General features: G+C 40.5%; 17 protein-coding genes and 3 pseudogenes. 11 read left to right on the top strand and 9 right to left on the bottom strand.

The features are described from left to right. Window position 1: 1 nt before the first annotated feature. Together WKK05_RS39810 and WKK05_RS39815 are read right to left on the bottom strand one after the other, a co-directional pair. Window positions 2-799, bottom strand: a complete 798-nt coding sequence (locus WKK05_RS39810; protein WP_341531753.1) for an SAM-dependent methyltransferase — start codon at window positions 797-799, stop codon at window positions 2-4. Between the two features lie 422 nt (window positions 800-1,221). After that, on the bottom strand, window positions 1,222-2,919 hold the full coding sequence (locus WKK05_RS39815; protein WP_341531754.1) for a ShlB/FhaC/HecB family hemolysin secretion/activation protein: 1,698 nt from the start codon (window positions 2,917-2,919) through the stop codon (window positions 1,222-1,224). A gap of 479 nt (window positions 2,920-3,398) precedes the next feature. Between WKK05_RS39815 and WKK05_RS39820 the strand changes: the two genes are divergently transcribed. After that, window positions 3,399-4,319, top strand: a complete 921-nt coding sequence (locus tag WKK05_RS39820) for a hypothetical protein (protein WP_341531755.1) — start codon at window positions 3,399-3,401, stop codon at window positions 4,317-4,319. 6 nt (window positions 4,320-4,325) lie between these two features. Here WKK05_RS39820 and WKK05_RS39825 read toward each other — a convergent pair. Further along, window positions 4,326-4,708: pseudogene (locus tag WKK05_RS39825) on the bottom strand (hypothetical protein); the annotation flags it as partial. 416 nt (window positions 4,709-5,124) lie between these two features. Here WKK05_RS39825 and WKK05_RS39830 point away from each other — a divergent pair. The 3 genes from WKK05_RS39830 (at window position 5,125) to WKK05_RS39840 (ending at window position 6,479) form a co-directional block, all read left to right on the top strand. Then, complete coding sequence (locus tag WKK05_RS39830; RefSeq protein WP_341531756.1) at window positions 5,125-5,271, top strand: hypothetical protein; 147 nt, start codon at window positions 5,125-5,127, stop codon at window positions 5,269-5,271. A gap of 305 nt (window positions 5,272-5,576) precedes the next feature. Further along, window positions 5,577-5,942 (top strand): hypothetical protein, encoded by a 366-nt coding sequence (locus WKK05_RS39835; protein ID WP_341531757.1) that lies wholly within the window; start codon window positions 5,577-5,579, stop codon window positions 5,940-5,942. A gap of 291 nt (window positions 5,943-6,233) precedes the next feature. Continuing rightward, window positions 6,234-6,479, top strand: a complete 246-nt coding sequence (locus WKK05_RS39840; RefSeq protein WP_341531758.1) for a MarR family winged helix-turn-helix transcriptional regulator — start codon at window positions 6,234-6,236, stop codon at window positions 6,477-6,479. 931 nt (window positions 6,480-7,410) lie between these two features. On the opposite strand, the pseudogene WKK05_RS39845 reads toward WKK05_RS39840, so the two are convergent. Further along, a pseudogene (locus WKK05_RS39845) lies at window positions 7,411-7,700 on the bottom strand (KGG domain-containing protein). Between the two features lie 341 nt (window positions 7,701-8,041). Between WKK05_RS39845 and WKK05_RS39850 the strand changes: the two are divergent. From WKK05_RS39850 to WKK05_RS39870, 5 genes and pseudogenes are all read left to right on the top strand, one after another. After that, a pseudogene (locus WKK05_RS39850) lies at window positions 8,042-9,147 on the top strand (ISAzo13 family transposase). Between the two features lie 981 nt (window positions 9,148-10,128). Beyond that, the gene (locus WKK05_RS39855) at window positions 10,129-10,773 is read left to right on the top strand and encodes a LysE family transporter (RefSeq protein ID WP_341531759.1); all 645 of its coding nucleotides are present in this window, start codon (window positions 10,129-10,131) and stop codon (window positions 10,771-10,773) included. A 616-nt stretch (window positions 10,774-11,389) separates the two neighbouring features. Beyond that, window positions 11,390-11,701 carry a hypothetical protein gene (locus tag WKK05_RS39860; RefSeq protein ID WP_341531760.1) on the top strand — a complete coding sequence of 104 codons (312 nt, stop codon included), beginning with the start codon at window positions 11,390-11,392 and terminating at the stop codon, window positions 11,699-11,701. A gap of 110 nt (window positions 11,702-11,811) precedes the next feature. Continuing rightward, window positions 11,812-12,162: a hypothetical protein gene (locus WKK05_RS39865; RefSeq protein ID WP_341531761.1), complete on the top strand. Its 351-nt coding sequence runs from the start codon at window positions 11,812-11,814 to the stop codon at window positions 12,160-12,162. Between the two features lie 673 nt (window positions 12,163-12,835). Further along, window positions 12,836-13,114 (top strand): hypothetical protein, encoded by a 279-nt coding sequence (locus WKK05_RS39870; RefSeq protein WP_341531762.1) that lies wholly within the window; start codon window positions 12,836-12,838, stop codon window positions 13,112-13,114. A 366-nt stretch (window positions 13,115-13,480) separates the two neighbouring features. Here WKK05_RS39870 and WKK05_RS39875 read toward each other — a convergent pair whose 3' ends face one another. The 4 genes from WKK05_RS39875 to WKK05_RS39890 all read right to left on the bottom strand — a co-directional run bounded on the left by WKK05_RS39875 (window position 13,481) and on the right by WKK05_RS39890 (window position 16,143). Then, entirely contained in the window at window positions 13,481-13,747 is a 267-nt protein-coding gene (locus WKK05_RS39875; protein WP_341531763.1) for a hypothetical protein, read from the bottom strand. 124 nt (window positions 13,748-13,871) lie between these two features. After that, window positions 13,872-14,120 (bottom strand): helix-turn-helix domain-containing protein, encoded by a 249-nt coding sequence (locus WKK05_RS39880; RefSeq protein WP_341531764.1) that lies wholly within the window; start codon window positions 14,118-14,120, stop codon window positions 13,872-13,874. Window positions 14,121-14,428: 308 nt separating this feature from the next. Next, window positions 14,429-14,896, bottom strand: coding sequence for a hypothetical protein (locus WKK05_RS39885; protein ID WP_341531765.1), 468 nt, complete (start codon window positions 14,894-14,896; stop codon window positions 14,429-14,431). 350 nt (window positions 14,897-15,246) lie between these two features. Continuing rightward, window positions 15,247-16,143, bottom strand: coding sequence for a tyrosine-type recombinase/integrase (locus tag WKK05_RS39890; protein WP_341531766.1), 897 nt, complete (start codon window positions 16,141-16,143; stop codon window positions 15,247-15,249). Window positions 16,144-16,239: 96 nt separating this feature from the next. On the opposite strand from WKK05_RS39890, the gene WKK05_RS39895 reads away from it, so the two are divergent. Continuing rightward, window positions 16,240-16,716: a zinc ribbon domain-containing protein gene (locus tag WKK05_RS39895; RefSeq protein ID WP_341531767.1), complete on the top strand. Its 477-nt coding sequence runs from the start codon at window positions 16,240-16,242 to the stop codon at window positions 16,714-16,716. Between the two features lie 34 nt (window positions 16,717-16,750). Then, window positions 16,751-17,308, top strand: coding sequence for an Hpt domain-containing protein (locus WKK05_RS39900; protein ID WP_341531768.1), 558 nt, complete (start codon window positions 16,751-16,753; stop codon window positions 17,306-17,308). An 11-nt stretch (window positions 17,309-17,319) separates the two neighbouring features. On the opposite strand, the gene WKK05_RS39905 is transcribed toward WKK05_RS39900, so the two are convergent. Then, entirely contained in the window at window positions 17,320-19,425 is a 2,106-nt protein-coding gene (locus tag WKK05_RS39905; RefSeq protein WP_341531769.1) for an AAA family ATPase, read from the bottom strand. Between the last annotated feature and the right edge of the window lie 182 nt (window positions 19,426-19,607).

Here is a 19,607-nt window from a genome sequence, read left to right on the forward strand (position 1 = left end):
ATTATTTTAAAAGTGCTTTAACAAAAAAATAGTGAGGCCCATAGACCTCACGAGGCGGAAATTTAAGAGTAAAACGACCAAAGTTAGCTCCTTCATCTCCTGCTTGAACAACTAATGCATCCCAGCCGTAGATAGAAAAGAACTTTTCTGGTTCGTCACATTCGTATTTAAAGTATTGAGCTAGAGGTTCATTTCTTTGGGATACAAGATAAGAGTTCATGATATCAGCCAGAAACCAGCTACCCGAAATACTTAATTGAGTAATTACTCTAAGCAATTGATGTACTTCTGTTTCATTGAGATAATATAACAATCCTTCTGCCAGCCACACGGTAGGTATTTCTAATTTGTACCCTTTAGCTAAAAGTAAATCTGCCCACAATTCTGTTATATCTACTCCAAGAGAATAGCGACTGCATTCGCTAGGTGTATTCCCTAAAACAGAGTTTTTATATTCAAGTATTTCTCTACGATCCAATTCGTACAAATGGGTATTAGGTTTCCAGGGAAGTCGGAAAGCTCTGGTATCCATTCCGGCTCCTAAAATAACAACTTGTTGTATTTTCTCTGTGTGCAATATTAGGAAATCATCAAAAAAACGGGTACGTACAGCAATAATTGGTTTCCCTTCTTTATCATACTCTTTAACTTTAGGCTCTATTTCAGCAATAATTTCTTTTCCAGCAAGTACAGCTGCTAATGGATCTTTGAATAAACCATCGGCTCTTTGTGTTTCTAAAGCCCGAACAGCAGCCGCCATACGTGCAGATAAACTAACTAAATCTTGAGTTTCAGACATTTTTATTCAGAAATAAATTTTGTAGAGATCAGTTCAAACTTGCCATAATTAGTAAAAGTCTTGAGCTATCAAAGCCAAAACTTTTTTGTATTAATCTTCTGTATGTATCTGATACTTTTATTGCATAATGTGGAAGTTTTAATTAAAATACTAGAATTCATTATGTTTAATTAGTAGCTTTAGATAAATATACCATCAATATAATTTACTAATACTAAAAAATATTAATAAGTATAATTAATTTGTCCAGCGAGTAATTGGAGCAATTAAAATTTTATCTAGCCATTTGCTAGAACAATAAAAATTATTTATTTAATCTCGTATGATTCTCATTAAGAAACTAAGGTGTGGATAAGGCTTAGAAAAACGTACACGATTTTTTAAAAAATTTTAGTAATTCAGCTTCAAAAGTAGAATAAGCTTCAAAAAGGATTATACTGCACGGAGAAGTAAAGCCCGTTTTCCTGCAACGTTGATTTCTTTGAGTCAATAGATACTAAAGGGATACCCCAGTCAAGACGAACGGTGAAACGATCTCCCTGTGACCAGCGTAACCCCAGACCGGCAGAAGCAAGGGTGTTGTAGTCTAGTTTATTTGTATAAGAGTTGTTCCAGACAAAACCAAAATCAACAAAAGGATTTATCTGTAATAATCCTTTGATTTTAGGGATGCTTAAAACTGGAATTTGGACTTCAGCTGATGTAAAAGCACCACTATCAGCAGGTAATAAGTCCTGCCGATACCCCCGTACACTTTCAATTCCACCAAGGCTAAACTGTTCTAAAGATGGTAGTGGTCTAGATCCAATTTGAGTATTTAGCCGGAGTAAAAGTAAGGTGTCAGGAGCTAATAAGCTTACCCACTGTGCTTGCCCTTGCCAATAAAAGAATCGACTGTCAGGGGAATCTTTATTCACAGTTGCATCGAACACACCTATGCCGAGGTTGAATTGTGATCGCACTGCAAACACTTGAGTACTGTCACGAGTAGTCCATTCTTGAAAAAACCGCAAGGCCGACACTCTAGTGTGTCCTTCTCTGTCAGAACCCAATTGAGGAAAACCGATACGTTCTCCTAGTGGAGCATAAGTAACTTCGCTTCCTCGTCGGGAAGCAGTCATCCCTAGAGCAAATTCATGATGAACAGTTTGGATTATTGGCTGGCGAAATGTTACTTCATAATATCGGAAAGCCGATTTGATATCTAAAGTATTGAAAGGACGTTCAATCACGTTGCTGTTGGCAGTACCGTAGTTAAAAGAGAGCGTCCCGTTTCGAGGGTTGAGAGGTAATGTGTAACTGGCGTTAATAAAGTTACTTGCATCAGTATTACTATAACCAACACTTAGACTATCCCCCGAAGAAAGCAAGTTAGCTTCATTTACTTGCAGTCGGCGTTGAAAACTTCCGACTGCAGGTGTTCGAGCATTGTCTAAAATTATTTGAGTGCTAAGGGTTTTCGCCTCTTCCACGTCTATGACCAAAATACTCTCACGAGGATTATTGTCACCTTGCAAATTAGCAGACAAGTTTTTAATCAGAGGATCAAGTTTTAGTAGCTGCAAGGTTTCCAATATTCTTTGTTGATTGAGAACACCATTGTTAGCGACAGTTATGCGAGAGCGGATATAGTTAGGATTTAAACGGCGAGTTCCTCGGACAGTAATACTTGTTAATTTACCTTCAACTACCTGAATTTTGATGATGCCAGATAAAATTGGTTGGGTTGGAATATAAGCGCCAGAAGTTATATAACCCTTACTCACGTACAAGTCAGTAATCTTGGAACGAGCAAGATATAGCTCTGCCAGTGAGATAGGACGATTAGTGAATTCTTCAAGAACTTTAGCTAACTCTTGTTGAGTGAAAACTGTACTACCAACAACTTCAAATTTTTCCACAATGAAAGTTTCAGTCAGATTGCTAGGAAATTGTTCAGAGGGCGTAGGAACAGGAGTCGAAGGAGCCAGTAGTTGTCGAGAAGGCTCTTGCTGTGGCTCCTGGGGTTGGAGCGGGGCAGTAGAAGGCGGCTGAATATCGCTAGGTATGATTTGTGGAATTGTTGAGGGGCGCTCTGGAACTTGTGCTTTCAATGGTTTGGAAACTACGGCATTAAGCATAAGAAACACACCCAGAACCGCAATCTTTCTAGGGAACTTATTGGTCATTCATTAAAACGCTGTTACTTTGATGCACGGTATTGCCATCAATAATCCTTAAAAAGGCTTTTGATGGTAATGTCATAAAATGTTGTTAATTGCTGTCAACTAAACGAATATTATATCAGTAAATTAAAATGCGTATAAGTTTTTTATCAGTGATTTCTAAATAGTGAGTTAAATTTTTTTTGGTTATACTTCAAAATGTCAAAATTTCTGTCTATCAACCTGATATTAATCATCAAAGCGGTGTTAATAGCGCGGCGAGCATCCTTGTTTACTTTGTAATTAAGTCATACTCGAATTCAGGAAATTGACTGTTTAAGTGTTAAAGATCAATGCTGTGTTTCTTTGAGGTTTGTAACTTTCCAGGACATTAATAGTTGACTTAGGTTCATAAGTATTGTATACAAAAAGACCATTCGAGTTTTGGGATAAGCATGGATATAGCACTGCGGGTATTTAGACATAATCAATACCTTGAGTTATTGCAAGCTAGTGATGTAGATGCAGATGATTTAACTGACTTAGTATGCCAATGCGTAGAATGTGGAAATTTTGTAGATTGGATACCACCGAATTCACCGGAGGCATTAAGAAAGAGATCAGCACACTTTCGTCATCCGCGGAATGTAGATAATAAATTGGCAATATATTGCGAAAAGCGAGTAAGTACATACAGTAGTGCCAAAGTTAAGAATTTGCAAAAAAGTATTACAGAAGCTCGTTCACGATATGTACGTAAAGAGTTTTGGAAATTGATGGCTAACTACTATTGTGAAGTACTCAATTTTCAGGTAAATGACATTCTCTTGGATGCAGATCCGAAATATCGAGAGATGGGGAGCTTATTAGCTACTAACTTTCGTGAAGAGCCAGGAAATTTCACAGATAACATTTTGTCAATCATGGATTACGTCTTTCAAGGAATGCCAGTCTGGATCACTCATCCTTATCTAGGAAACAAAAGACGAATCATGCCGAATCCAAGTATGCAAAAATATTTCATGGAACACATGACAGGGAAGTTAAACAAAAAACTACATTACTTAATTTGCTTAGATGTTTTAAAGTTTATAAAAGAGTGTAAATCTTCTTGGGAAATATGTATTCGTTTGTTTACATTGGCTGCTTTCTGTATTATAGATTACTTTCAAACAGGTATACTACTAGGTTTAGAAGCTCCAGATGGAATGGAAATACTGATATGTGAAAAAGACGAACAAGGTAACATAAATTTCAATTTTTGGGAGAATGATAAAAATAAGCTAATTATTTACCATTATGCAATTGGTCATGTTCTGGCATGGGTGGCGCTGACACCATATAATCAGACGATCCCTCAAGCTTCACCGAACTGACTCGCCCTAAAAAAATCTCGCCATGTGTACATACTTGAAATTCGTATGCCCCTTGTAACCAGAAGCCTTCGCTAGGTCTTTGAGATTTTGTACCCCGCTATACTGACGGCTATTGATAACCCATGTGGGGACACCGGGGATTTTCGCAGCGTCGCACCAGTCGGGATGAGCATTTAGACCCCGGCGATGTCTGCGACACGCCGCAAAGCGTCAACGCACTCGATTTTCACACTGTCGTTAATTATCTGGTACGCCTCTTTCCCAAACAGCAGCTTCTGCTCGTGGCAATGAGGACACCATCAGGACACGTACTCTTTCGCCCCAATATTGGCCAAATGCCTCGCCAGGGCTAGTTCAGCTTCGCCGGAAGTAGTAGTGATTGGCCAGCCAACTCCAGTCCGAGGTTGTTCGTCGGGACGGAAGAATATTTTTTGCTCTTGTTGAGACTGAGTGGTTGTAGGGGCTTGTGCAGATAGTGAACTTATGGCACCGCAGGTAATTCCCACGGCTAATAGTCCGACTGCCCACAATTGTTTAGCAAACATATTATTGAACATAATCAGGCCAGTGCCGGATCATCTCATAGACATTACCCGCATTGCAGGACTTGAAAAAAATATTGTTTTGCAAGGAACTCATTGATATTGATTGAGGTCTGAATTAAATAATGTAGCCATCGCGTGTGAAAATAGTAAGTTGACTTGAGCCATGTAGTAGTGGTGAAAGAAGACTTAGCCATTGTTTTAACTCCGACCAGAGCCGAGGGATAAAACCAACCTGCTCAAAAGTAGTCAAGGAGAAATGCATGACTGTTAGCAAAAAGCCTTACACCCAACCCTTACTCACTGTTTATGGTGAAGTCTCAGCTTTAACCCAAGGTCTTAAAGATGGTAGCGCTTTGGATAAAGATTTTCCGACAGGAACTCCTAGAGGAAAGCTGACTTTCTCTTAATCAAGGCAAGGATAACTGAGCCGAGCCACTCCATACCTTTAAGTTGTGGAGTGGCTGAATTAAAAAAAATCTCTGAGATTGTTAGGCAATTATGATGAATAGCAAGTAAAAATATTGTATTTAATATTACTGACAACAGAAATTATCTACGCATATATCCCACAATACATTAGACAGTTGCCAGCTAGAGTTACTAACCGAGCGTAGAGATATAGTTCAGATAGTGGCCTTCGACGTATGCAGGTAGTGTGGCTTCATTACGCTGAGCGTGATTTTGGTGAAGAATAACGTGGGAGAAGAGTTATATGTTCAGTAATGAAGGTTTCCGCGATGGGCTGTGGTTCATGAACCCGATGACCGCAGAAGACTTACAGCAGCAGAAATTACGTGAGTTGTTGATAGAATTGCCTAGCACGCCGGAAGAAATGTGGACGTTCCTGTCGCCGGAGAATTTGAACCGGAATCATCTACCCTTTCCAGCGTCGGACTTTAACCCTGTTCTGTCACTTCCGGAAAACAATAATCGTAGCGAAACGCTGGAACTTTTATCTAATCAAGCTTTGAGCTTTTCTTTTCTAATAGAAACTACAATTTGTAGCCAAAAACCCAAAAGTAAAGCTCCCAAAGGCTTTCAGGCACTGGTTGCTCCCAAAGTGACAGAACAGGATTAATCTTCCAGGCATTGGCGAGTGCTGTGGAGAGGAGCTAGCAGTTTTGTATTCATCAGAAGACGAAAGGCTTTTTGTACGCTCGTATAGTGGAGTTGTATCGGCGATAAAGCGCTCTGATGTCTCGCTTCGTGAGTGGTTAGGGTTGTGGTTGATTGCCCTTGTTCCTAGAAAATAGATGAAGATATGCCTCCGATTGGGGGCATTAGTTTTTTTGAGCTTGTTTCATGACAAGCTTAAGCAATTGGGTGCAACGCTAACCGGAGTGGTGGATCGGATGAAGATCGTAAGCTCGTGTATCGAGAGCGTGATCCTGGCGATCGCAGTATTGTCAGAATCTGGCTCACGGATGAAGGAAGGAATTTAATGAAAGTCTTACCATCTGTGGGCGCACAGACAATCAACAAGGCAGCTGAAGGTATATCAGAGGTGGAATCAAAAGCCGCCTTGAAGATATTGGATCAAGTGGATGAAAGCCAATTGCACTATTTACTAACTAGTATTTTACATCCTTTGAATATTGTTTTATGGCTCAGGTAGAATCATCGCCTAGCAAGCCTTTGAAGCTATTTAAGTTTAGGACAATGTATTTATTCTTACAGAAAATCTTAAGAACTATGTCTATCTACAGAGTATAGAATATCCGCTGATCCTAAGCGATATTGAGAATGTATAAATAGAAAATTTAAATAGAAAGTTTACTTTGTTTACCCCCTACTTTCCAATATTAGAGATTGTAGGGGTTTATTTAACTTTTGTTATTGAAGTACTTGAAATTAATGTTCAGCCTTTGGTCAGGTCTAAGTATTAGTCGTATGCCTTCGTAAACTTGACTATTTCTTGGATAAAAGGAAAGGCTTTTAATCCCTTTCCCTTTAACATGAACCCCAATCTCCAAGAAAACTTTTTTTGTTTGGCAAATTACTATTCGCTTTATCAAGCAAGAGTGATTTCAGCTTTTGGCTCCGAGTCGAATGGCACGCTTGGAAACGTGAAACTTGGTCTAGGCTCTTTGTTGGGAGTAGAGCGTAGAGTGTAGTGCTGTGAACTTTTCTGCTTGATTGCGATAAGCGAGAGCTTAAGCCTTGGACTTAAGAGCGGGAGGCTGTGCCAATGGAGATGAAGACAGCAAACGGCGATCGCCCTGCTTTCTGTGCTTGCCTCAACGAATAGGTAAAGGAGTAGGGGAGCAGGGGAGAGGCTTGTACAAGTTATTTCTCCTCTGCTCCTGGAGCTAACCGCTATGCAAAGTTTATGAGAGCAGAGTATTACATATAGAATTTTATTGGCTGACTTTTTCGCTATTAGGCAAAATTTGAGTCGATAATCTTCTAAATAAACAGCGTTACACAATCACTACGATACGATTGTGCAACGCCTAATTTGCAATACCTTCAGAAAAATTCTTCTTTTATTTAATCAACTTTCATCACTATGGTATTGCCATTGATATGAAGCAATCAGCGAAGGCTCAATCGCCACTGTGAGAATTCTTGCCATCTTCATGACCAATCAGGGCCATGTGTTCTCTATGTTGGCTTATGCTTGACCACCCTTACGCCCAGCTTCACGAGCTTCCTCGGAAGTGAACTCATGAGCAGTACCTTTCTCATGGGCAATTTTTCCAGCTTCACTAGCTTCTTCTGAAGTGAATTCATGAGCAGTGCCTTTTTCATGGGCAGCTTGTCCACCTTTGCTTGCGATTTCGCGCTGCTTATCTTCATCCATAGAAGCAAAGCCGCGGTTGCTAGTATCTGACATAATAGAACTCCTTGTAAATAATCAAAGGTCTGTAGCTTTTGAGCTCGTAAAAACCTCAAAAAGCTTTTGATTTGAGTTGTCTTATTGCTTAAAGTTAGCTCTGCAAATGTACTAAATTCATGGTTCTTTAGAGATAAATAGTTACACCTAAGGTGATTTCTAGGAAAGAATTTACCAATGGAGGTAAAATGTACCCTTAATGCAAAGAAAACAGGAGCAAGCATTTGGATACGTTAGCCACAGCCACCGCACCCAAATCATTAACACCATCGCAAATTGAAGACTTGCGGTTGGCAGCATCGAAAATGAATGGAGTAGAACGTCGCAGTTTTCAGGCAGAGATGGCATTGAAATATTGCCAGGGAAGCACAAGGCTTGCAGAAAAGTTATTTGGCTGGGGTAGACAGAATATAAAGGTAGGATTGGCAGAAAAACGAACAGGGATAACCTGTGTAGGATTACAGTCAACCTTTAGTGGAGCAAAGCGTTGGGAGGAGAAACAACCGGAAGTTGCATTGTCACTGCAACAGCTTGCAGAATCTTATGCTCAACAAGACCCAACATTTAAAACATCATTAGCCTATACCAGACTAACAGCAGCATCGGCGTTGAAAGAATTAAAAGAGCTTGGATTTAGCCAAGAGCAATTGCCAGGAGCCAGTACAATGGCACAAGTATTGAACCGAATGGGCTATCGTCTTCGCAAAGTCGTAAAAGCCAAACCTCAAAAAAAATTGCACAAACAGACGACATCTTCAACAACATTAAAGAATTTCAGAATCTTGCAACAAGCGAATCAGTCAAGAGACTAAGCATAGACTGTAAAGCCACCGTCAATATTGGAGATTATTCGCGTGGCGGAAAAACCAGAGGGGACAATCAAGCTAGCGACCATGATATGGGATGCAAGGAAAAATACATTCCTTGTGGAATTGTAGACGAAGACAATGGGCAACTACATATTATCTTTGGCAGTTCCTATAAAACCAGCGATTTCATTGTTGATAACCTGATTCATTGGTGGAAAACAATTACACCAGAACAAAGACGGGATAGCGAACTGATACAAATTAAAATTGATAACGGTCCCGAAAGTAGCGGAGTACGAACTCAATTCTTAAAAAGGATGGTTGAATTTGTTGATCAGATTAACAGACCGATTCAATTACTTTACTATCCCCCCTACCATAGTAAATATAATCCTATAGAGCGCTGCTGGGGCATTCTTGAACAGCATTGGAATGGAACCAAGCTTGTTGATGTTGAAACTATGCTCTCATGGGCTTCTAGCATGACTTGGAAAGGGCTACATCCAATTTTGGCTTTAAGCAACATTGTTTACCAAAAAGGGATTTCTCTGACTAAGAAAGCCATGAAGCAAGTCGAGTCGAGATTGCAGAGAAATCCACTTTTGCCCAAATGGGATATCTTGATTCGACCACTTTAGCTGGTAATTTCTTTTTCAAAAATCACCTAAGTTCTACTGAAGATATATAACTAAAGTTATCATTGCTATAAAGTTCAATCTTGAAATTCTTCTCAAAAAGACCAGTATGACTTCGTAGATTGCAAATTTTCACAGCCGAAGATAAAGAACTGTCGGCAACCATGAGATTAATATATACATCCAAGTCACTTAAAGGGTTACAGTATACTTGAATTTGTGTAAACCTAATTGAGGTAACTAGTTAAAATTATAAGCTTGTCTTTTACTTAGCTATATTCGCTTAGTCAAATTCACCACAGAAGTCATCCACCCGGATGTCGCGCCACACGTCAGACGGTTGCCAACCGGAGTTACCAACCGAGCGTAAGGGGCGATATTCGGGAAGGTAGGTGGTTATTTTTTCCCACGAATTATTGAATCAGACCCAGAATAAGTAAAGTTTGTTGTCTCGGTTTTAAACGCTCTGCTTCGCCCGCCTTAACAATGAAGCGCTCGCTGTTATTGTTGTGAAACTTGACTTTTGCCATCACATACTTTACAAGATTCCCACTTGTAACCCCTTGTAGCCAGAGTCTTTCGCTAGCTGATTGAGGTTCTGTAGTCCGCTATATGGAGTGAGAAGAGTTTAATACTTGCTGATCAGTTAATATCTTTAACAAGCCAATTTTCTAATTTTTTAAAACTATTTATTATGTAGTTGTCTGAAAATAAATAGACACAGACGCGCCAAGGTTCTAACACAGGCAGAGGGTACAGCTAATCTCCAGTCACGGTTTGGACAATAGCCGCGAGCAGGCATAAACCTGATTATTCCGTTGAGATTTTTCACGTAGTTTGCCAACCGACAATGCGATCGCTAATGGAACTTTATGAGCGTCTTGGGTATAAGATATTCAAGAGTGAGGAAATAAACCCAAATCTTTCATTCGTGTTAATGGAGAAACACAAGTAAAAGGTTCCAACAAGCGACAGAATAAATAGTTGGAAATCGCTATCTCGCTGCCAATGAACGAGTTATTCCTGTCTGCACTGTCATTCGGATTAGCTGCGGGCATCAAACCGGGGCCGCTCGGCGTCATTGTGATTCAACAAACTTTATCGAAAGGACTTCCCGCCGGAGTGCGAGCAAGCCTCGCCCCGCTGATTACCGATGGCCCAATCATCATTGCTGCGCTGTGGTTCCTTTCTGAGTTCAAGAGCATTGACCTATTTGCCGCTGCCCTAAGTTTGGTCGGCGGAGTCTATCTGCTTTGGCTGTCTGCAAAGATGCTTCGCGTCAGCGAAATTTCGTTAACTGGAAAGCTCAAGTCACAAAGTTCATTCGCTACAGCAGTGAAGGTAAACCTTCTCAACCCAGGCCCTTATCTCTTTTGGTTCACTGTCGGCGGGAGCTACATCATTCGCGGCTCTACCGCCGAGAGCCTGGTCTTCGTAGTAACAGCTATTGGAACCCTTATCGCTTCTAAGGTTGCTGTTGCCGTTCTTGCCGTACGCTTCTTCCCTTCCTTGGAGAGCCGCGGCTATCTCCTAACGATGAAGTTCCTTGCTGGCACATTGCTCTGGTTTGGCCTCGTGTCCATTGTGAGGGCGGCTGAACTTGTCCTTCACTATGCCCGCGATTTCTAACCCTTCGTTGCAGCGGCGGACAAAAAGCTACACTTTTGTCCGCCGCTGAACTCAAGCGTTAGGCAGAGAACTTTTCACTAGAAGTGAGATTTAGTGTGATTCGTTTGACAGCCCATTTTTTGTTCATAGCTTGCCTTAATAACCAAATTTAATAAATTATCTAGACTAACTGCTTGCCAGATTTAATCACAGCCTACTTGCCGTCAAACCATTTTCAGCACAGCCTCCCGCTCTTAAGTCTAAGGCTTAAACAGGAGATGCTTGTTATAAAGCGGACGAAACAGCGCCATCACTCTGTTTTTTGCACAAGGGAGGAACTTTTCTCTTAGCAAAGGTAGAAAAAGACATAAGCTCAACAATTACGTCTAATATTTTCATCTAATCTGATTCTTTTCTCCAGCTAATTACCAAGATAGGTAGAAAATTTCACAAAAATTTAGTACTTTTGTAACTTCAATAATTTTCAGGATTATAATAACTGTTCAACAAAGAGCATAACAAAATCATTTACGTCTAAATTTTTAGTTTGATATTTAAGATTTTTAAACTAATTTGAAATTATAGCCAATCATAGCTTCCCTAAAAAGCCAGCTATTAAAATAAAGGATTATTTGAGATGTTTGATGCAAATTCTGCCAAATTAGTTGAAATCCTTGACCAATTTGGGTTTACGAATGGAAGTTTTACAGATGAATTAGAACGTAGACTTTATCTGCTACCAGGATATGAAAATTATCGTTTAGGCTTTAGATGGATTAAAGATGATAATTTTTGTTCAGATGCAATTGAAGTCACTTTAAGTAAATGTTGGGGCGGATTAATCATGGTGCAGTGGCGTGTGGATTTATTTTTATTCGGGCTAGTTTTAAGGCAAGCTCAGATGTTTGCTTCTGAATTGGAATCACTTGATCAAGTGGAAAATAGTTAAGCGCAAAAAGAAGTTTATTGTTCCGGTTCCAAAAAATGTAATCGTACCCCTAAACCAGTTAACTTAGTTCAGTTTTGGGCGATAATCTATTGGGAAAGTAACTCCCAGTGATGACCTTGGAACCGAATCAGCTAGACCTCTTCTCAGATTTACCCCCAGCATCAGCACGTCGGACAGAGACGTTGGCTATGAGTGCTGATGCCCTGCTGAAGTGGAAAAGGCAAATTTCGGAGTATCAGCAGAAGGTAAGAGAGAACAAATCACCACAGCAGACGGCATTATTTGACATTGCACCTAAGCACTGCGACCCAGAACGGATTGATCCGCTCTTGCTGCAGCTTGTGCCATTATCTTTTTGGAGGATGCCATCAGACAGCCCAGGGGAAGCGTGTCTCTATTTCATCATTGACTTGGCTGCTTGTGTTGTACTGTATGTGGGTGAAACTTGCAGCAAGTTTTAAGCGCTGGAAGGGCATACACGCCTGCAAAGACTATATCGGCAGCTACCAAGATTTACACTATCGCTATGGGATTGAGACTGCGGTCGATGCGGCATTTTGGTGGGATGCTCCCGTTGACCGAGGCGCACGACAAGAGTTGGAATTGAGCTTGATTTTGAAGTGGGGCTCACCTTTCAACAAAGAGAACTGGTAACGATGGGGGCAGCCATTTGGGTAGAAAAAGTAAAGTTTAGTGTCAAAGTAAATCTCGTGTTTAAAAAGAGTGATAACTTATTAATTGAAGCTTTATAGCTTCATAGGCAGATTTAACAGCCCAAGTTCAATTAGTTAAGAGGTAAAAACGCTGTTGTATTTCAATCTGTCTCGTCAACTAACAACACCCAACTCGAACGCTGATATTTCCTCCTAGTGTTAAACAGAGGGCGATGTAACTGATTTCTCAGTGGAGTTTAATTAGTACAACCCTGAATGAATGATGGATGTGAGGAAACAACTAAGTGACTAGAGTTTGGGTGTTGTTGTTTTGAGAATATAAGCAACGCCTGACTGCATTATTTCCCTTCAATAGCAGATTTATTAATTGAGCATCTACGTGCAGGAATACCATCAGTCAAAATAATTCGTAATTACAATTAGTGAGAGCTTGAACTCGTTACTAAGAGAAAGTGGGAGCTTGTACCCTCTTAAATTACGAATTAGTAATTATTTGGTCACCCTACCATTCTTTGCAGATCAACCAATTTGGGGTGAAAAGTTAACTCGCCTGGGAGTCAGCCCTGCGCCAATACCGTATAAGAAATTATCTACTGAAACTTTGGCGGAGGCGATTGAAGTTGTACTAGGCGACGAGGTGATGAAGAAGAAAGCCCAAGAGTTAGGACAGAAGATAAGGGGTGAAGATGGTGTAGCAAATGCTGTTGAAGCATTCCATCGGCATTTGAGGTTATTGTGAGATGAGTAGTGATGAGCGATGGCGTACCCGCCCACCATAGGTGATCGCAGGCGATAAGCTCTCGCTTAAGCCGAATGGCTATCGCAGGAGCTTATCGCTTGGCACAACTATACAGGTAGCACTAAAACACCCTGACGAAACAGCAACTATTTATACAGCAACTAAATTGCTTTTTCTCCAATTTTTTCAAGGCTATCTTCATTAGAACTTACTACACTTTTACTGAATCAAGCCGCTAATAAGCTTGCTGTATATAGATAAAAACTTACTACATATTTTTATTTTGCATAGGAATAATAAAAATTATAGCTCTACTGTTTGTTAGAGCTAATTACCTGAGTTAAAGGTATAATTTAATTGCTTGACTCACTCACAGAAATCATCCACTCGAATATCCCGCCACACGTCAGACGGTTGCCAACCGGAGTTACCAACCGAGCGTAAAGGGCGATAGTATTCTCTAACGTGGTCGGATTGGAATACTTCGATGTATGCGGGTGGAGTGGGTTCAATTACTGGTTCAGGAATATCTTGAATTTCCGGTATCTCAGTAGCTTCGGCAGGTGATGGGACTGGGTATATTTTCTTGCGGACTGACTTTTCAGATTTCTTGATGAGTCGGCGCACATCCATAAAAAGTTTTGGGGAAGATATAGGTCAGAACCTCCCAGGTTAACAAAAATGAAAGGCAATGGTAGTACTCTTTCCTCGTTCGTTTCCAAATGATCCCCTTTTTTTTAGTACCTGCTAAAACCTGTCAGGAATCAATGTTAACCTTGCGTTCTTGTTCTAATTTTTGGACTAATTGAACGCTGTTGTATGTACGTGGTTCTTTCTCCAAACATTCTTCTAAAAAAACCATGTCATCTTCCGTCCACCTTGATTTTCCTCCCCGTCCTGGTTTAGACCAAAGTCCTTCTAAACCAAGATCCTCCCATCTATACCCAGTCCTTCTGAATGGGCTGCGCCCCGCTATGCTAACAGAATAAAGACAGGAATTTATCAAGGTATTGATACATGATTAGTATGTTTATTCACTAAATTTTTTACTGATTTTTTAATTATTCTGATGAATGTATTCAGAAGGACTGAATTCTTACCTTAAAGATAAAATTGCTAATTTAATAGACGGAATACAGCAGTTTTAGATGTAATAATTCAGAAGCCAGAATTCAGTCCTTCTGAATAATAGAAGAACCAGAAATTAAATTGGTTTGTGAATATACTTTTAATACTAAACTTCCTATAAATTCTGTTAGCGTAGCGAGGCGCAGCCCCTTCAGAAGGACTGAGTCCTGAATTCTTACTTTTAGATTAAGCCAAGTATTGTGGACAGTAACCCAATCCTTTTATAACATCTGTTCGGAAAACCTCAATTTTATCGCACTCAGGAACCCCATGAGAAACTATAGAAACGTCATAGTGGCGCATCACTTCAGTAATCGTTGCTCCTGACTCCAATTTCATTAACACTGAATTTATTAATTTGGATGGGGTGTAAGCTACTCCTAGTTCATTGAAAACAGCTTGAATATTTTTTTCCTGTTGCGGCTCAATAGTGGATTTCATTTGCATGTTAATTATCCACCCATCTATTTGACTAATAACTGTCACAATGTTAGGAGAGAGATAAGAACAAGTGGCTAAATAATTAACTAGGCACAGTGTCAGACTGGCATTTTCTAAATGATAGAGATATTGCTTATCCTTACTTAAACAGGTGCGGTCATAACCTAATAATGAAGTAAATTTTTGCAGGAAATTACTATTTTTTTTAGTCATAATTTTAATTATTTTGTAAATTCTACTTTCTAATTAAAAGTGATTAATTTTTATGCTAATTAATACATCTTGAATATAAATTATTATCTAAAAGCTGATAATCTGTCGTCTATCTTGAGTAATGAGTGTAGGATTTTTTACTAAATATTTAGTAGTACAGCAGTTTGCTGATTAATATATTAACCTTGGGAAGCATATGGTGTCCATTACGGACAAGTTATCCTTCCAGCGGTACAAGCTAACTCCAGAATTATCCCTCACCCCTTTGATGCAGAGTATGTACAATACTCTGTCATAATTTACCTAAGTAGTATTTTGCAGGCGATCGCATCTATCTAAATTTAAAAATTTTATATACTTCTAACTAAACTATTTAAGGCTGTCTTCGCTACTAATTCTGCTCTGGCACTAGTTATTTTCTGATAGCGTAAGGTAGTTTGGATATTTTCATGTCCCATCAGCGCCCTTAGCTCTTCAATCGCCATCAGACCAACCCGTTCGGTAGCAAATGTATGGCGGAGGTCATGCAGTCGAGTTTCTTTGAGTTCTTCATGTTGATCTACTACTTTCCTCCAGTCTGCATTCACTGTTCTGTACGAAACTGGGGTTACAACTTTAGTCGTCGGGTGCTGGGCAGTGAATAATGCTGTACTATTTTTATGACGATAATATTTAATATAGTCTTGTAAAGCATTCTCTGCATCTTCACTGTAAAAACACCAGCGTTGTTTGTTGCCTTTACCGACCACTTGAAACTTGCGTTGCTCAAAATTTAGTTCTGATAACTGTAGAGATAATAATTCTCCAATTCTGGCTCCAGTTCGATGTAGCAAGTAAACTATCGCCTCTAACCTTGCATTCGACTTCTTCACACCTGCATACAAGACATCCAAGCCAGCTGGTGTGAAATAACGTATGATCTCGTCTGTTTTATGCTCTCCTCGCTGACGTTCTGGTTTTCTCTGACTTAATCGACTGACAGGGTTCGATTGAATATAACCTTCTTCAACAGCAAAATTAAACAGGGCGCTGATTATTGCTTGGTGACGATTGTGTGTTGTGTAGCTTAAATCATCTAAACTCTGGAGATAATCTTTTAGGAGTTGACGGTCTACTAGTTCTATAGGTAGTCTTCCATGTACTTTGAGCAAAGATAGTAGTGTTTGCTCGTAAGATTTGAGTGTACTTGTAGCTAATCCTTGTCTGGAGAGAAAAGCTGTAGTAATTTGTGCTAATGTAGTTGTCATGTTTCACCCCTAGATTTGAATAAAAGCAGTAAAATTCATCTCAAATACGCACTTAAATAAAATAAATAACTATATATTTTAGTACACATTAAAAGTATGGACAACACCCCCAAACCCCAAGAAACGCTGGCTCTATACGTAAAAAGAATACGCACAAGCCTTTCGCTAAGTCAAAATGATTTAGCGCTAAAGGCAGGTATTCACCTCCAAAGTTTGGGTAAGATTGAACGAGGGATGACGACTAAACTTAATAGCAAAAGCCAGCGTGGGCTAGCGGTTGCATTGCAAGTTCCACCGGAGTACCTCGATGCTGTTGTCCGCGGTGTTGCTGTCGTCACGTCAGATGTTCTAAAATTTTGCCCCCAGTGTTGGCAAGCTGGTACTCCGCCAGAAGACATATGGTTGTTGCCGCGCTCTAAGTTTTGTTTTCTGTGCGGTACGGGATTACGTAACAGTTGCGCTCAATGCAATGAACCAATTACGTCTTTAAAATTCCGTTTCTGTCCCTACTGCGGTTTTCCTTACAAAGAATCCAAAGACTCCAAAGACTCAAAAACGAATGTTTTCCATTAGCCCCTAAAATATTGATATCGTCGCTGATATCCTTATGCCAAAAAAGCCGGAGAAGGAAGATACAAAGCCGCTAAAAAGCAAAATGATTCGGGTTCCAGTTGCTTTGATATCAGCGGTGAGAGAACTATCGAGATTACACCGAGATGGTCATACAGGTGCTATTCTTCAGGGATTGCAGTCGTTAATTAGTGAAATTGATAGCCTTGATGATGCTTATGGCATTAATCCGAGTCAGCAACAATCGCAGCAAGAAAACCCTGATGTGAAACAGTTAGAGCAACAAGTTTCGACTTTAAGCGAACGCATACAAAAACTAGAGACAGCGTATAACCAGTTGGCGACTTATATCAATACGCAAGGTTCAAAACGGCAATCATACTATCGCCCTGGCTCGACAGCAAAGCCGAAGCAACTAATACATACAGAAGTTGAATTAGCTTCCAGGTTGAACGTAGATATCGAAACCTTAAAGAAAGTACGCAGTAACTCGAAAAGTATAGGTGAATTTATTAGCTGGAGTAAATCGAAAGACCCCAGTGGATTAGGTTGGGAGTATAACGATAAAGACCAGCGGTATTATGTAACGCAGTAAGTTTATTTATATCAAAAAATTGATAAGGCATTTTCTAAGCGCTCCTGTAATCGCGTATATCGCAGTTGGTCGTGAGTAGAGCGGATAGCCAAAGATATCGCTTTCTTGGAACCAACGATGATCACTAACTGCTTAGCACGAGTCAACCCAGTATAAAACTGTTTACGGGAGAACATCATATAATGCTGTATATAGATAGGCAGAATCACCACCGGATATTGTGAGCCAAGGCTTTGATGAATGGTAAGGCTCCAGGCAAGGGCAATTTCCTGAAAGTCAGCGTAAGTCCTAACGACAGTACGCTCACCATACTGCACTATTACCTGCTGCTCTTGGTTATCAATGCTGTTGATAATCCCCAATTCACCGTTGAAGACTGAGCGGTTGTAGTCATTGGTCAGTTGAATTACGCGATCGCCTTCTCGTAACAAATTCCTGCCTATGGTAATCTCTACTTTGTCGGGGCTGGGCGGATTAATCAACTGCTGCAATACAGTATTGAGGTTGCGAGTGCCAATCAAACCGCGCAACATGGGGCAAAGGACTTGGACATCAGTAGCCGGATTAAAACCTAAGCGAGGAATTAAGTCTGTGATGATTTCGGAGATTGCTTTGACACCATGTTCAGGCTGATGACCGCCGCCGTGCCATAAGCAGTCAGACAAAGGATTATCTGAGATTGGTTCCATTGTGGGAAACTGCCCTCGGTTAATTTGGTGAGCAGCAGTGATAATTGCGTTGTTTTTAGCTTGCCTAAAGACCTGAGTCAACTGCACCACCGGAACGCGACCAGAATCAATCAAGTCTGCAAGTAGTTGTCCTGGGCCAACTGAAGGTAGCTGGTGGATGTCTCCCACTAACAATAGTTGAGCGCCAGCAGCCATAGCCTTAACCAAAGAGTAAGCTTCAAACAAGTTAAGCATACTAGCTTGCTCAACGATAATTACAGTCTGGGGTAAAGGATTTTCACTATCGCGCTTGAAGCGCTTCAAGAGTGGGTCAAATTCTAGCAAATAATGTATCGTTTTTGCTTCGAGTCCGGTCAGATCACCTAAGCTCTGAGCAACTTGAAGAGTTGGTACAGCTAGGGCGATAGATTTGCCCATTGCTTGATATACAGAGACTATAATTTGGGTAGTGAAAGTTTTGCCACAACCAGCCCCACCTGTAAGAATCATGATCTGTGAATAGGCAGCCATTTCTACCGCCAGCCGCTGCTGTGGGGAGAGCTGAATTTTGCAGATGTTGGTAAAGCGCTCAATCGAGTCACGGACACGACGCATATCAATTGCTAGTGGTTGGCTTAATCGCTCTTGTATTAATTGAGCAAAGTTCTGTTCGGCGTGAAAGTAAGTTGGTTGATAACACAGCAGTGTTTGGTCTTCACCCTTCTCTCGGATTAAGTCATCGGAGAGTGCCATGTTTTTGATAATGTCAGTTATTACATTCTCTGTGGGTTCATGGTCTGATGTACTCAGCAGTTTAATGGCTCGCTCAATTAGTTCTGGTTGAGGTAAATAGCAATGACCATTAACAGCAGCTGACCCCAGAACATGAATTAATCCAGCACGGTAACGCAATTCACTGTCTGGCAAGACTCCCAAACTCTGAGCAATCTTGTCAGCAGTGAGAAAACTAATGCCGTAGATATCTTCGCCTAACTGGTAGGGGTCAAGAGTGACTTTCGCTCCTGCTTCGTCCTTGTACTGCCTGTAAATTTTTACGGCTAGAGTCGTAGAAACGCCATGACTTTGGAGAAATAGGATTAAATAGATGTAAGAAAATAAAAGAAAAATAAGTTGATAGCTAAATAAAGATGTTTTGAGGCAAAGCAGAGACATTATATTTGGGTTATACCATCGGCGACGGCGACCAGGACGCGAACAATCCCACAAACTACCCAGTTTGCCCCAATGCCAGCGATGAATTGTGTCGCGTACAGTCTGTGGATGCCATTTTAAGTATTGTGCGATTTTTAGTACTGTCCATCCACGTGCTGACAAGCGTAGAGCAGTGGCGCGACTTTGAGTTCTTGGTGGTATACCTTTTGCTTGAGTGAGTGTCAGTAGGGCTTGATCTTCTTTTGGTGAGAGGTCAACTTTTAAAGGCGCTGGCATGATGTCAGGGGTGAAAATATCTGTGACTCAAACAGATTATCCCAACTTGATGTACCATTAGGGTCACCCGAAGGGCGATAACGCCTTAAAGTGATCGCTTTGTGGAAAGAGCTTGACCCAATCCTAAAAGAGCGGATGTTTGGGTTAACAGGCAGCGAAGGCAATCATGGTGAGGATGCTCC

This window comes from Nostoc sp. UHCC 0302 (genome assembly GCF_038096175.1).
In the GTDB taxonomy this organism is placed as follows: Bacteria; Cyanobacteriota; Cyanobacteriia; order Cyanobacteriales; family Nostocaceae; genus UHCC-0302.